This is a genomic window from Streptomyces sp. NBC_00299, from assembly GCF_036173045.1.
GTDB classification, from domain to species: Bacteria; Actinomycetota; Actinomycetes; order Streptomycetales; family Streptomycetaceae; genus Streptomyces; species Streptomyces machairae.
In genome coordinates, this window is record NZ_CP108039.1 from 2,272,651 (window position 1) to 2,285,468 (window position 12,818).

Sequence of the window (12,818 nt, forward strand, 5' to 3'; positions counted from 1 at the left end):
GAATCCGACCGTCCGCGCCATGGACCGGACCAACGCATCAGAGAGGGTGAAGGGCGGCGGGCTCGCCGTGTTCAGCGTGGCGTTCGCCTTATGGATCACCATGGCGGGCACCACGGCGCCGACCCCCCTCTATCCGCTCTACGGCGAGGAGTTCGGCTTCACCCCCTTCACCGTCACCGTGATCTTCGCCGTCTACGCGCTCGGCGTCGTGCTCGGGCTGCTGGTCTTCGGCCGGCTCTCGGACCAGGTGGGACGCCGCCCCGTGCTGATCGCGGCCACCTTCCTGTCCGTGTGCGCCGCGGCCGTCTTCCTGGTCGCCGAGAACCTCGGGGCCATGCTCGTCGCCCGTGTGATCTCGGGCTTCTCGGCGGCCCTGGTGACCGGCGCAGCCACCGCCTCCCTCGCCGAACGGCTCGGGCCGGACGCCCGCGTGAAGCCCGCCACGGTCGCGCTGTTCGCCAACATGGGCGGCCTGGCCTGCGGCACGCTGCTGGCCGGCATCCTGGCCGATGCCGCCCCCTCTCCACTGCGCACTCCCTGGGTCGTCATGCTCGCGCTGGCCGCCATCGGCATGCTCGGGGTCATGGTGAACGGGGAGAGCTCCAACCACCGGTCCGGCTTCTCGCTCCAGTTCCAGCCGCTGCACGTGCCGGGCGAGATCCGCTCGGACTTCCTGCGCTCCGCGATGGCGGCCGGTTCGGGCTTCGCGGTGCTCGGCGTCCTGACGGCCGTGACTGGTCTCTTCCTCGGCACGATGCTGCACGAGACCAGCCACGCGCTGACCGGCCTCGTGGTCTTCGTCGCCTTCGCCTGCACCGCCTTCGGACAGCTCCTGGTGCGCGCCCTCAAGCCGGCCACCGCCCTGCCCGCGTCCTGCCTGGGCCTGATCGTCGCCGCGGGCCTGATCGCCGCCTCGATGGCCACCGGCACCCTGGCCCCCCTGCTCGTCGGTGCCGCCGTCAACGGACTGGCGACCGGCATCGCCGTCGGCCACGGCATCGGCAGCATCACCACGCGCAGCGCTCCTCAGCACCGCGGCGCCTCGGTGTCCACGTTCTTCGCCATCCTGTACTCGATGCTCGCCGTGCCCGCGATCGGCGTGGGCGTCCTGATCCGCGAGACCAGCCTGCGCCCCGCCGGTGAGACGTTCAGCGCGGTGGTCGCCGCGCTCTCCCTCGGCGTACTGCTCAGCCTGGTGCGCACCGGTCGGAAGGCCGCCTGAGTCCGGTCCCCCGCACAGCGGTTCACCCCGGGGCCCTGTGCCAGAATCTCCCCACACGCACGACTCGAAAGGTTGACGGGACCATCAGCGCCACGCGGAAGCCAAAGCCGGCCGGCGAACAGAACCCGGTCATCAGCCGAACCGGCCCACGCCGCAGCGAGAGCGTCCGGCTCGCGGTACTGCACGCCGCCGACGATCTCCTCGTGGAGCGGGGGTTCACCGGTCTGACCATCGAGGGCATCGCCCAGCGCGCCGGCGTGGCCAAGCAGACGATCTACCGCTGGTGGAATTCGAAGGTCGACATCCTTCTGGACACCCTCATCGACGACGCCCGCGAGGCCCTCGAGTGGCGGACGGACGAGTCCGCGAGCGCCGAGGAGAACCTCGCGTCCCATCTGCGGCGCGTGGCCGACTTCTTCGAGGAGCCGGCGGGCCAGGTACTCCAGGCCCTGCTCGGCCAGGCCCAACTGGAGAGCGACACGGCCGTGTCGCTGCGGGAAGGCTTCCTGAAGGAGCAACGCGAGCGCGACGTGACCGGCCTGCGCGAGCTCCTCGCCCACGACCACGAACCGGTCGTGGACGAACGGACCCTCGATCACCTGGTGGACCTTCTGCTCGGCCCGCTGTACTACCGCGTGCTCGTGTTCGGCGCAGCCATCGACCAAGAGCTCGTGGACACCACGGCCCGGCTCGTCCTGACCCTCGCCCGCGAGTCGTCGTCCGCGTCCCCCTGACGGACCGTTGCACATGAGTCCCCCCGGCACCCGCGGCGCCATCTACCCGGAGGTGACCGGCCCCGAGGCCGAGATCCCGGCGGGCCGACCTACTCCTGCCCCACCCGGACCACCGCCACCGTGATGTTGTCGGGCCCGCCCGCCTCAATGGCGGCCTTCCACAGCTCGAACACCGCCTGGCCGTCGTCGTGCTCGCGCAGCACCTCCTCCAGTACGTCCGTCGGCACCGGGTCCGTGAGCCCGTCCGAGCAGACGAGGTAGCGCTCGCCGGGGGCCAGGGCCACCTCCGTGACATGGGGACCGACGGCCCGGAACGCGGGCGAGCCGCCCAGGCACTGGGTGACCAGGGAGGTACTGCGCCCGGCCGGGTGCGGAGGGCTGTCGTCGACGCTCACCTGGCGCAGTCCATCCCCGTCGGCCACGTAGACCTGACTGTCGCCCACGTTGAACACCAGCAGCGAGTCGGGCTGCACGACGACGCCGGCGACCGTCGTCCCCATGGCCGCCAGGTCGCCTCCCTCGTCACCGCCGGCCGCCTGGTACACGGCGCGGTTGCAGGCGTTCAGGGCGTCACGGACGGCGACCTCGCTGGTCATGGCGGGTCCGAGCGAGGCGATCCGGCGGGCGACCAGCGCACTGGCCACATCGCCGCCGGGATGCCCGCCGAGCCCGTCGGCGACGGCCACGACCAAAGGCGTACCGAGCGGAAAGACCAGGGTCTGCGGATTCTCGGTGACGGTGGCGCACAGCGTCCACGGCCCGACGACGAGGCTGTCCTCGTTCCGCTCGCGCAGCAGTCCGGGATGGCTGATCGCACTCACCGCGACGTACGGCATGCAGCGCCACCGCCTTCCGTACCGGGCTCACCGAACTGACCGCCGGGGCCGGACGTCCCCTTCGAGTCTAGGAACATCCGGGAACACCGGCATCCGGCGTACCGGCGCAGCGGGGCGCCGCACCGGCGGCGCCCCTTCCACGTCAGTCCTCGTCCGCCGTCAGCCGCAGCGAGATGCTGTTGATGCAGTACCGCTGATCGGTCGGCGTGGCGTAACCCTCGCCCTCGAAGACGTGCCCGAGATGCGACCCGCACCGGGCGCACCGCACCTCGGTGCGCACCATCCCGTGCGAGCGGTCCGCGATCAGCTCCACCGCGTCGGTGTCCTTCGGGTCGTAGAAGGACGGCCAGCCGCAGTGCGACTCGAACTTCGTGGTGGACGTGAAGAGTTCCGCGCCGCAGGCCCGGCAGGAGTAGACGCCCGTCGTCTTGGTGTCGGTGTACTCACCGGTGAAGGCGGGCTCCGTGGCGGCCTCGCGCAGCACGGCGTACTCGGCCGGGGTCAGCTCCGCGCGCCACTGCTCGTCCGGCTTTTCGATGTCGTACGACATGAGTCCTTGCCCCTCACTTCGACAGGCGGTCCAGAATGACCGGGCCCAGGTCCGTGACATCGCCCGCGCCCATGGTGAGAACGAGATCACCGGGCTTCGACATTCCCGCGATCAGCGAGGACACCTCGCTCTTGTCGTGCACCGGCCTCACCTCGGCGCCCGCCGCGCGGGCCGCGGCGATGATCAGCTCACTGGTGACACCGGGGATCGGGTCCTCGCGGGCCGGGTAGATGTCCAGGACCAGCGAGGAGTCCGCGAGGGCGAGGGCCTCGCCCATCTCCTTGCCGAGCTCCTGCGTCCGGGAGAACAGGTGGGGCTGGTAGACGACCAGGATCCGGGCGTCCCCGGCGGCCGCGCGCATCGCCTCCAGGTCGGCCGTCATCTCGGTCGGGTGGTGGGCGTAGGAGTCGATGACCTGGACGCCCGCGACCTCGCCCTTCAGCTGCAGCCGCCGCTTGACGCCGGTGTAGGCCGCCAGCGCCGGGGCCAGCTCGGCGGCCGGGATGCCGAGCGCCGCACCGGCGGCCAGCGCGGCCACCGCGTTCAGCGCGTAGTGGCGGCCGGGAACCGAGACCGCGAAGGTGAGCTCCTGCCCGTCCGATACGACGGTGACCTGGCTCTTCAGCCCCTGCGCCAGCACGGACAGCACCCGTACGTCGGCGTCCTCCGCCTCGCCGTACGTCACCACCCGCACATCCCGAGCCGAGACCCGCCGGGTCAGCTCCCGCGCCCCGTCCTGGTCGGCCGAGATCACCAGCGTGCCGCCCTCGGTGATGCGGTCCGCGAACGTCTCGAAGGACTCGTAGATCTCGTCCATCGACGCGTAGTTCGCGTGGTGGTCGAGCTCGACGTTCAGGACGATCGCGACGTCGGGCGCGTACTTGTGGAAGCTGCGGTCCGATTCGTCCGCCTCGGCGACGAAGATGTCGCCGTCGCCGTGCAGGGCGTTCGAGCCGGGGGCGTCGAGGTCACCGCCGATGGCGTACGACGGCCGCAGCCCGAGCTCGCTCAGGGAGACCGCCAGCATCGACGTCGTGGTGGTCTTGCCGTGCGTACCGGCGACGGCGATCGGGCGCAGCCCGTGCATCAGCGAGGCGAGCGCGTCGGCCCGGTGCACCACCGGAACGCCCAGCTCGGCGGCGCGGGCCAGCTCGGGGTTGTCCTGCCGGATCGCCGACGACACGACGACGCAGCTGGCGTCGTCGGCGAGGTGCTCGGCCGCGTGCCCGATGTGCACGGTCACGCCCAGGGCCCGCAGGGCCTCGGCGGTTCCGGACTCCTTGGCGTCACTGCCGGCCACCTTGGCCCCACGCTGCGCGAGAATCTTCGCGATCCCCGACATCCCGGCCCCGCCGATGCCGATGAAGTGCGGTCGGTCCATGGCGTGGGGAATGCCGGGTGCCATGCGTGTTCTCCCAGGAGTGCGATACGACGGTGAGGCCCCAGCCTATTGGGTGGGACCGCGGACCTCGCGCACCGGACGCCGCGGACCGTGCCCCTACGCCTTGCTGTGCGAGAACAGCTTCAGCACCGGCACCCCCACCTTGTGCCGAGCCCTGGACGCCCAGTCCCGGTGGAAGAACTCCTCCACATAGTGCGGGTCGGTCAGCACGATCACCTCGTCCGCCCCGACCTCGTCCACCACCGCTCTGAGCGCGTCCAGCGGATGGTCCTCCAGGAGCCGCCCCTCGGCCGCCGCTCCGGCCGTACGCAGAGCCGTGAGCGACACCTCCAGTGCCCGCTCCCCCGTGCTCAGCGCCTCCTGTCCCTCCGGCGTGTTCCCCTCCCGGACCGCCTCGTCCAGCTCACCGAGCGCGATGTCGTCGATGGCGCGCAGCAACCTGTCGGCCTGCTCACCCCGCGGCTGGAGCAGCACATGGAACGAGACCTCCTCGTCCCCGTGCAAGGTGGTGACGAACTCCACGTCGGCGGACGTCAGGGCCTTCTCGATCATCAAAACGCTTGTGAACACCGGGCGCCCCTTCTGCGGAAACCATCCTGCCCCGTGCTCGCACGGGGACTGCGAGTTTTAGTGTGCCCGGCGGAAGCCAAACGGAACGATGGATTCCGCCGTTTCGGGCGCACGGCACTCATAGAACCCATTTCCGAACCGAACTAACCTCACGTCCGCCGGTAGCGGCTGAACAGGAAGCCGTTCTCCTCCAGCAGGGAGATCAGCTCGAACCGTTTGGGAACCGGCACCGACGGCCCGCCGGCGATCCGCTGGGCGTCTCCCGCGGTGAGCATCGGGGAGATCGTCAGGCAGAGCTCGTCGAGCACTCCGGCGGCCACCAGCTGCCCGAGCATCCGCGGCCCGCCCTCGGTCAGCAGGCGGGTGTGGCCGAGCTCGGCGAGGGCCTGGACGGCACGTACGGGGTCCACGCCGACGCCGTCACCGGCGATCACCACCTGGGTGCCCGCCTTCTCCGCGGCCGCGACGCGGTCCGGGGCCGCGGCGGCGCCCGTGAGGATGAGGGTCGGCACCAAGGGCGAGGTGAAGAGCGGAAGGCTGAAGTCGAGGCCCAGGCCGGCGCTCACCACCGCGATGGCCGGTGCGGGCCCCTGCCCGGCCGCCTCGCGGGCCTGGGCGAACTCGGCACGCGCGCGTGCCGGACGGTACCCCTCCTGGCGCACCGTTTCGGCGCCGACGAGCACGACGTCCGCCAGCGCCCGCAGCGTGCCGAAGATCCGCATGTCGGTCGCGGTGGAGATGGGCTGCGAACGCCCGTCGTGCTGGGCCGCCCCGTCCAGCGTGGACACCATGTTGGCCCGCAGCCAGGGCTGTCGCCCACCGGGACCCGGCTCGGGATAGGCGTATGCGGCGGCGAGCTCGGCGAGGCTCCACTCACGGTCGACGAGATCGTCACCGGGGAACCCGGCGCCACGGCGAACCTCACCCACCCAAGACCCTCCGGGCGCCCCGGCCCCGTCGTCCCCGGCAGCACCGCCGGAGGCCCTCGCTGCTGTCTCATCGGTCACAGGGAACAGGCGTCGCATGTGAGGGAGTGTGGCACGGCGCCTAACATGGTGACCCGTGTCGTCCTCCCCCGCCGCCTCCGGGCCGAGCCCCATAGCCGAAGCGAGCCCGCTGTCCCTGTGCGCCCGTGAGCCGCACGTGCCCGCGGACCGGCTGGTCGCCGAGATGGTGCCGCCGCCCCGCTTCGACTCGGTCCGTTTCAGCACCTACATCCCGGACCCGAACCAGCCCAGCCAGACCGAGGCGGTCGGTGTCCTGGAGACCTTCGCGGCCGGGCTCGGCGGTGCGCACGCGAGCGGCGCCGGCAAGGCCAGGCGCGGTTTCCTGGGGTTCGGCAGGCCCAAGGCGCCCAAGACCCCGGCGGGCCCCCGCGGCGTCTACCTCGACGGCGGCTACGGCGTCGGCAAGACCCACCTGCTCGCCTCCCTCTGGCACGCCACCCCGGCCGAGCCGTCCCTCAAGGCCTTCGGCACCTTCGTGGAGCTGACGAACCTCGTCGGCGCCCTCGGCTTCCAGCAGACGGTGCAGACCCTGTCCGGCCACCGCCTGCTGTGCATCGACGAGTTCGAGCTCGACGACCCGGGCGACACCGTCCTCGTCTCCACGCTGCTCGGGAAGCTGGTCGACGCCGGTGTCGCGCTGGCCGCCACCTCCAACACCCTCCCCGGCAAGCTCGGCGAGGGCCGCTTCGCGGCGGCGGACTTCCTGCGCGAGATCCAGGGTCTGTCGGCCCACTTCCACGCGCTGCGCATCGACGGCGAGGACTACCGCCACCGCGGCCTGCCCGAAGCGCCCGCGCCGTACTCCGACGAACAGGTGACGAAGGCGGCGTATGCCACCGAGGGCGCCTCGCTCGACGACTTCCCGCATCTGCTGGAGCACCTCGCCCGCGTCCACCCCAGCCGCTACGGCGCGCTGACGGACGGCCTGAAGGCGGTGTGTCTCACCGACGTCCAGCCGATTCCCGACCAGTCGACGGCTCTGCGGCTCGTCGTGCTCGCGGACCGGCTCTACGACCGTGAAGTGCCGGTGCTGGCCTCCGGACTGCCGTTCGACCAGCTGTTCAGCGAGGACATGCTCAAGGGCGGTTACCGCAAGAAGTACTTCCGCGCGATCTCGCGACTCACCGCGCTGGCCCGTGACGCCAAGGTCCTGGTAACCCAGTAACTCCCCCTGGTCAAGGGGTAGTTCAAGCCAAGCCACCCTCAGCTTTCAGGCTCTCTTCAGCTCGAAACGTTAAGTTAACCCTGCAAACAACGTTGCCGGGTTAACGTGTTTCTTGACCAACGGTTGACCAAGTGTTGGCACGTGCATGAGGCGTGGACTGAGTAGAGGGGGGCGCATGTTCCGAGGTACGACGGTTCGGACCCCGATTTCGATCCTCGCCGCGGTTCTGCTCGCCCTTCAGTTCTTCGCACCCGGCGCGGCCTTCGCACACGCATACACAGCGAGTCAGGCAGAGGCCAAGGCCCAACCCGGAATCAAGCTCTCCGGGAAGGCGCTGCGCGACGAAACCCTCACGTCGCGCCACTGCGTCCCGTCCGGTGACGGGGACCCGACCGGTCCACTGCGCACCCGTGTCCATCCGCGCTTCGCCGACTCCGGGCCGCAGGCGCCCGACCGACCGTTGCTCGCCCGGGACTCCACGTCCGCGCACCTGCCGGCCCAAGCCGGCGCCGCGCACGAGCGCACGTCGAGATCCTCGACGTCCCACACTCCGGCGGGGCTTCAGATCTTCCGCTGCTGAGCAGCAGAGCAGTCCCCCCACCCCTGTCATGTAAACCCCGACGCGCCATTGAGGCGCGCCAGGAGGAGTCACCACACATGCAGCCCCTCATCGACAACGCCCGTATGTTCGGACAGCGCCCTGAGGAGTTCGCCAGGCTCGCCGAAGGGCAGTCTCCGCAGGTCCTGTTCATCACCTGCTCCGATTCCCGGGTCGTACCGGCCCTGATCACGGGGGCCCGCCCCGGCGAGCTCTTCGAGCTGCGCACCGCGGGCAACATCGTCCCGCCGTACGCCTCCCAGCACCCCACCAGCGAGGCGGCCACGATCGAGTACGCCGTGGAGGTCCTCGGCGTCAGCGACATCGTGGTCTGCGGCCACTCCCACTGCGGTGCCGTCGGCGCGCTGGTGCGCGGCGACGACCTGGATTCCGTACCTGCCGTGCGGGACTGGCTCTCGCACGCCACTCCGCGCCCGACCGGCGCCGCCGAGGACCCGGAGGTCGCCGAAGGCGTCCAGGCCCATGTGCTGACGCAGCTGCTGCGGCTGCGCTCGTACCCGTTCATCGACAAGAAGCTGAAGGAGCGTCAACTGACCTTGCACGCCTGGTACTACGAGGTGCACAAGGGCGCCGTGCGCGCCCACAGCGCCGAGACCGACGCGTTCGAGGCTCTGTGATCATGATGATGACCAAATACCCTCATCTGCGGCAGGACTTCGCCGCCTCGTTGGTCGTCTTCCTGGTCGCGCTGCCGCTGTGTGTCGGCGTGGCCGTCGCCTCCGGAGTGCCGGCCGAGCTCGGGCTCGTCACCGGCATCGTGGGCGGCATCGTCACCGGCCTGATGCGCGGCAGCAGCCTTCAGGTCTCCGGTCCCGCCGCCGGTCTGACCGTGCTGGTCTTCGAGGCGGTCCAGGAGTTCGGGCTGCCGGTCCTCGGTGTGCTCGTCCTCGCCACCGGGGCGCTCCAGCTCCTCATGGGCGCCCTGAAGCTGGGGCGCTGGTTCCGGGCGATCTCGGTCTCCGTCGTCGAGGGCATGCTGGCCGGTATCGGCCTTGTGCTCATCGCCGGACAGCTCTATTCGGTCGCGGATGCCAAGGCGCCCGCCTCCGGCCTGGAGAAAATAGCCGGGCTGCCCGGCGCGCTCGCCGGGGCCGTCGGCGACACCGGGGCGCTGGCCTCGATCGGGCTGGGCGCCGGCACCATCGCCGTCCTGGTGCTGTGGAAGCGGCTGCCGGCCAAGGTGCGCACGATTCCCGGTCCGCTCGCCGCGGTCGGTCTGGCGACGCTGGTCGCCGCCGTGTTCTCCCTGCCCGTCGCCACCGTCGAGGTCAAGGGCCTGCTGGGCTCCATCCAGCCGCCGTCCCTGACGGCCTTCGGTGAGCTTGCGAATGTCGGCGTGCTCGCCACGATCGTCGCCTTCACGCTCATCGCGTCGGCCGAGTCGCTGTTCAGCGCCGCGGCCGTGGACCGGCTGCACAACGGGCCGCGCACCGAGTACGACAAGGAGCTGATGGCGCAGGGCGCGGGCAACGCGGTCTGCGGCGTCCTCGGGGCGCTGCCGATGACCGCGGTCATCGTGCGCAGCTCCGCCAACGTCCAGGCGGGCGCGAAGACGAAGGCATCGCGTGTCATGCACGGCGTATGGCTGCTGCTGTTCGCGGCGCTGCTGCCCGCCACGCTGGCACTGATCCCGATCCCCGCGCTGGCGGGCATCCTGGTCCACGCGGGCTTCAAGCTGATCCCCTTCCGCGGGATCGTCTCCCTGTGGCGGGGGCACCGCGGTGAGGCACTGATCCTGGTCGCCACCGCCGTCTCGATCGTCACGGTGAACATGTTCGAGGGCGTGCTGATCGGTCTGGCCCTGTCGGTCGCCAAGACCGCCTGGGAGGCCTCGCACGTGAAGCTGGAGGTCATCGACAAGGGCGCAGGACCGATCCAGGCGTACCTGTCGGGCAACGCGACCTTCCTCAGGCTACCGAAGATCCTCGACAGCCTGGAGGCCCTGCCGCAGGACCGCCCGGTCGAGCTGGACCTGTCCGGACTGCACCACCTCGACCACGCCTGCCGTACGGCCCTGGAGAGCTGGGCCGAGCGCCTCCCCCACTTCTCGACTTCGCTCGAAGCGGGAGGTACTCCCACCGCGGCGGGTACCGACCCGGTGCGGGTCACCGCACCCTGACCGGCGTACGACTCCGGGTGGCGTGTGCCCCCGGTGAGGTGTGACCCCTGGCCCGGTGCCCGGTCCGGAGCCGTCCATGGCCCCGGACCGGGCACCGGGCATATCGTTGCAGGACATAGCGTTACAGGAGCGTACTGATCGGACCTCTCGGCAAGGGGGTCGCCATGATCGAGGAACTGCTGGGTGCGGCCGCAGGTGTCGCAGCGGTGGGGCTGGTGTACGTCGCGGCTGCCGCGCGGGTCGTCAAGCAGTACGAGCGCGGGGTGATCCTGCGGCTCGGCCGGCTGCGGGGCTCCGTGCGCGAGCCGGGGTTCACGATGATCCTCCCGGCCGTCGACCGGCTCCACAAGGTCAACATGCAGATCGTGACGATGCCCGTGCCCGCCCAGGAGGGCATCACCCGCGACAACGTGACCGTGCGGGTCGACGCGGTCGTGTACTTCCAGGTCGTGGACGCGGCGGCTGCGATCATCAACGTCGAGGACTACCGCTTCGCCGTCTCCCAGATGGCGCAGACCTCGCTGCGCTCGATCATCGGCAAGAGCGATCTGGACGATCTGCTGTCCAACCGCGAGAAGCTCAACCAGGGCCTGGAGCTGATGCTCGACAGTCCGGCGATCGGCTGGGGCGTGCAGATCGACCGCGTCGAGATCAAGGACGTGTCCCTGCCGGAGTCGATGAAGCGGTCCATGGCCCGCCAGGCCGAGGCCGACCGGGAGCGGCGGGCCCGGGTCATCAACGCCGACGCCGAACTCCAGGCCTCCAAGAAGCTGGCCGAGGCCGCGCACCAGATGGCCGACGCGCCCTCCGCCCTCCAACTGCGGCTGCTGCAGACGGTGATGGCGGTGGCGGCGGAGAAGAACTCCACGCTGGTGCTGCCGATCCCGGTGGAGCTGCTGCGGTTCCTGGAGCGGGGCGCACAGCCACCGCAGGACCAGGCGGCCCGAGCGACCACCGAGCCGGCGGCCGTTCCCGAGCCGGCCACCGTCGACGAGCCGGCCGCCGTCTCCGAGCCGATAGCCGTCGAGGAATCCACGGAGCCTCCGGCCGAACCGACTGCTGAACCCCCGGCCGAACCCCCAGCGGAGCCCCCTGGCCAAGTGCCACTGAAGTGACACACGCTACGCGCGTGGTTCACGCGAGTCGCGCCAGGTGATAGACACGGCGGGATCAAAGTTCCTGTCCGCCAGCAGGAAGGTTTCCCCCCATGTCCGCAACACGACGTCAGGTCCTCGCCCGCTCCGGCTCCCTGGGTATCGGCATCGCTTTCGCCGGGTCCCTGTCGGAGCTCTTCGCAGGCACCGCCGCAGCGCAGACCCTCGGCCACACCGGATACGGCCCCCTGGTCCCCGACCCCAAGGGCCTGCTCGACCTGCCGGAAGGATTCCGTTACCGGGTCCTGTCCCGCGAGGGCGACCAACTCCGCTCCGGCGAGGGCCCGGTCCCCTCCAACCACGACGGCATGACAGCCCTGCCGGGCTCCCGCGGCCGCGTCCACCTGGTCCGCAACCACGAGAACCGCAACACGGCGGCCGTCCCCGTCCCGACGGTCCCCGACCTCACCTACGACCCGCAGGGCAAGGGCGGCTGTACGGCCCTGACCCTGGACTCCCGCAACCGTGTCCTGTCCGAGCGTGTCGCCATCGCCGGTACGGCCGTCAACTGCGCAGGCGGGCCCACCCCTTGGGGCACCTGGCTGACCTGCGAGGAGACCGAGGACAAGGCCGGCACCAACGGCTACACCAAGGACCACGGCTTCATCTTCGAGGTCGACCCGGCGAACCCGCACCGCTCCGGCGCCGTCCCGCTGACCGCGATGGGCCGCTTCCAGCACGAGGCGATCGCGGTCGACCCGCGGCGCGGCATCGTCTACGAGACCGAGGACGCCTTCGAGCGCCCCTTCGGCCTCTTCTACCGCTTCCTCCCGGACGCCCCGCACGGCGGCCTCGGCTCCCTGCGCGCGGGCGGCCGCCTCCAGGCGATGCGTGTCCCGGGCGTACCGGACCTCTCCTCGATCCAGGAGACGGGTGCGACCTTCGAGAACATCGAGTGGGTCGACGTACCGGACCCCCTCGCCGCCCGAACCCCCATCCGCCACCAGGACTTCGGCCCGAAGGGCATCACCCACGCGCAGAAGCTGGAGGGCTGCTACTGGGGCGGCCGCTGCGTCTACTTCGTCTCGTCCTTCGCCCGCAGCGCGGAGGGCTCGGCGGCGGATCACTACGGCCAGATCTGGCGCTACGACCCCACCGAGCGCCGTCTCACCCTCGTGATCGTCTTCGGTCCGGACACCGACCTCCAGCTCCCCGGCGAGTCCCCGGACAACATCTGCCTCGCCCCCAGCGGCGGCCTGATGGTGTGCGAGGACGGCAACGGCGCCCAGCACCTGTTCGGCGTGACCAGGCGCGGGGAGGTGTACGCGATGGCGCGCAACGCGCAGAACCTGGGCACGCCGCAGGAGCCGGAGTGGGGCGAGTTCGCCGGGGTGACCTTCGCACCGGACGGCGAGACGATGTACGTCAACTGCTACACGCCGGGGACGACGTTCGCGGTGACGGGCCCCTGGCGCAGGTAGCGCACCGTCCCTCGAACGA

Annotated in this window: 13 protein-coding genes; 8 read left to right on the forward strand and 5 right to left on the reverse strand. The window is 70.7% G+C overall.

Features of this window, described 5'->3' with window-relative positions; all coding sequences use genetic code 11:
- Window positions 1-19: 19 nt before the first annotated feature.
- Together OHT51_RS09860 and OHT51_RS09865 are read left to right on the forward strand one after the other, a co-directional pair.
- Window positions 20-1,222, forward strand: a complete 1,203-nt coding sequence (locus OHT51_RS09860; protein ID WP_328878539.1) for an MFS transporter — start codon at window positions 20-22, stop codon at window positions 1,220-1,222.
- Between the two features lie 203 nt (window positions 1,223-1,425).
- Window positions 1,426-1,956, forward strand: a complete 531-nt coding sequence (locus OHT51_RS09865; protein ID WP_443052450.1) for a TetR/AcrR family transcriptional regulator — start codon at window positions 1,426-1,428, stop codon at window positions 1,954-1,956.
- 89 nt (window positions 1,957-2,045) lie between these two features.
- On the opposite strand, the gene OHT51_RS09870 is transcribed toward OHT51_RS09865, so the two are convergent.
- The 5 genes from OHT51_RS09870 to OHT51_RS09890 all read right to left on the reverse strand — a co-directional run bounded on the left by OHT51_RS09870 (window position 2,046) and on the right by OHT51_RS09890 (window position 6,339).
- A complete protein-coding gene (locus OHT51_RS09870) occupies window positions 2,046-2,792 on the reverse strand; it encodes a PP2C family protein-serine/threonine phosphatase (RefSeq protein WP_328878540.1) in 747 nt (248 codons plus the stop codon).
- Window positions 2,793-2,934: 142 nt separating this feature from the next.
- A complete protein-coding gene (gene msrB, locus OHT51_RS09875) occupies window positions 2,935-3,342 on the reverse strand; it encodes a peptide-methionine (R)-S-oxide reductase MsrB (protein ID WP_328878541.1) in 408 nt (135 codons plus the stop codon).
- A gap of 13 nt (window positions 3,343-3,355) precedes the next feature.
- A complete protein-coding gene (gene murC, locus OHT51_RS09880) occupies window positions 3,356-4,747 on the reverse strand; it encodes a UDP-N-acetylmuramate--L-alanine ligase (RefSeq protein ID WP_328878542.1) in 1,392 nt (463 codons plus the stop codon).
- A gap of 93 nt (window positions 4,748-4,840) precedes the next feature.
- Complete coding sequence (locus OHT51_RS09885; RefSeq protein ID WP_328878543.1) at window positions 4,841-5,314, reverse strand: indole-3-glycerol phosphate synthase; 474 nt, start codon at window positions 5,312-5,314, stop codon at window positions 4,841-4,843.
- 149 nt (window positions 5,315-5,463) lie between these two features.
- Complete coding sequence (locus OHT51_RS09890; protein WP_443052451.1) at window positions 5,464-6,339, reverse strand: pyrimidine reductase family protein; 876 nt, start codon at window positions 6,337-6,339, stop codon at window positions 5,464-5,466.
- Between the two features lie 37 nt (window positions 6,340-6,376).
- On the opposite strand from OHT51_RS09890, the gene zapE reads away from it, so the two are divergent.
- The 6 genes from zapE to OHT51_RS09920 all read left to right on the forward strand — a co-directional run bounded on the left by zapE (window position 6,377) and on the right by OHT51_RS09920 (window position 12,799).
- Window positions 6,377-7,486, forward strand: coding sequence for a cell division protein ZapE (gene zapE, locus OHT51_RS09895; protein ID WP_328878545.1), 1,110 nt, complete (start codon window positions 6,377-6,379; stop codon window positions 7,484-7,486).
- Window positions 7,487-7,661: 175 nt separating this feature from the next.
- Window positions 7,662-8,066: a hypothetical protein gene (locus tag OHT51_RS09900; protein ID WP_328878546.1), complete on the forward strand. Its 405-nt coding sequence runs from the start codon at window positions 7,662-7,664 to the stop codon at window positions 8,064-8,066.
- A 77-nt stretch (window positions 8,067-8,143) separates the two neighbouring features.
- A complete protein-coding gene (locus OHT51_RS09905; RefSeq protein WP_328878547.1) occupies window positions 8,144-8,722 on the forward strand; it encodes a carbonic anhydrase in 579 nt (192 codons plus the stop codon).
- Window positions 8,723-8,727: 5 nt separating this feature from the next.
- On the forward strand, window positions 8,728-10,224 hold the full coding sequence (locus OHT51_RS09910) for a SulP family inorganic anion transporter (protein WP_328884292.1): 1,497 nt from the start codon (window positions 8,728-8,730) through the stop codon (window positions 10,222-10,224).
- Window positions 10,225-10,388: 164 nt separating this feature from the next.
- The gene (locus tag OHT51_RS09915) at window positions 10,389-11,339 is read left to right on the forward strand and encodes a slipin family protein (RefSeq protein ID WP_328878548.1); all 951 of its coding nucleotides are present in this window, start codon (window positions 10,389-10,391) and stop codon (window positions 11,337-11,339) included.
- Window positions 11,340-11,431: 92 nt separating this feature from the next.
- Window positions 11,432-12,799 carry a PhoX family protein gene (locus OHT51_RS09920; protein ID WP_328878549.1) on the forward strand — a complete coding sequence of 456 codons (1,368 nt, stop codon included), beginning with the start codon at window positions 11,432-11,434 and terminating at the stop codon, window positions 12,797-12,799.
- Window positions 12,800-12,818 lie beyond the last annotated feature (19 nt).

What these genes read in the sequence shown, in the direction of transcription:
- murC (WP_328878542.1), bottom strand. Translation starts at nt 4,747, where the DNA reads ATGGCACCCGGCATTCCCCACGCCATGGACCGACCGCACTTCATCGGC.
- OHT51_RS09910 (WP_328884292.1), top strand. Translation starts at nt 8,728, where the DNA reads ATGATGACCAAATACCCTCATCTGCGGCAGGACTTCGCCGCCTCGTTG.
- msrB (WP_328878541.1), bottom strand. Translation starts at nt 3,342, where the DNA reads ATGTCGTACGACATCGAAAAGCCGGACGAGCAGTGGCGCGCGGAGCTG.
- OHT51_RS09915 (WP_328878548.1), top strand. Translation starts at nt 10,389, where the DNA reads ATGATCGAGGAACTGCTGGGTGCGGCCGCAGGTGTCGCAGCGGTGGGG.
- OHT51_RS09905 (WP_328878547.1), top strand. Translation starts at nt 8,144, where the DNA reads ATGCAGCCCCTCATCGACAACGCCCGTATGTTCGGACAGCGCCCTGAG.
- OHT51_RS09890 (WP_443052451.1), bottom strand. Translation starts at nt 6,339, where the DNA reads ATGCGACGCCTGTTCCCTGTGACCGATGAGACAGCAGCGAGGGCCTCC.
- OHT51_RS09870 (WP_328878540.1), bottom strand. Translation starts at nt 2,792, where the DNA reads ATGCCGTACGTCGCGGTGAGTGCGATCAGCCATCCCGGACTGCTGCGC.
- OHT51_RS09900 (WP_328878546.1), top strand. Translation starts at nt 7,662, where the DNA reads ATGTTCCGAGGTACGACGGTTCGGACCCCGATTTCGATCCTCGCCGCG.
- OHT51_RS09860 (WP_328878539.1), top strand. Translation starts at nt 20, where the DNA reads ATGGACCGGACCAACGCATCAGAGAGGGTGAAGGGCGGCGGGCTCGCC.
- OHT51_RS09920 (WP_328878549.1), top strand. Translation starts at nt 11,432, where the DNA reads ATGTCCGCAACACGACGTCAGGTCCTCGCCCGCTCCGGCTCCCTGGGT.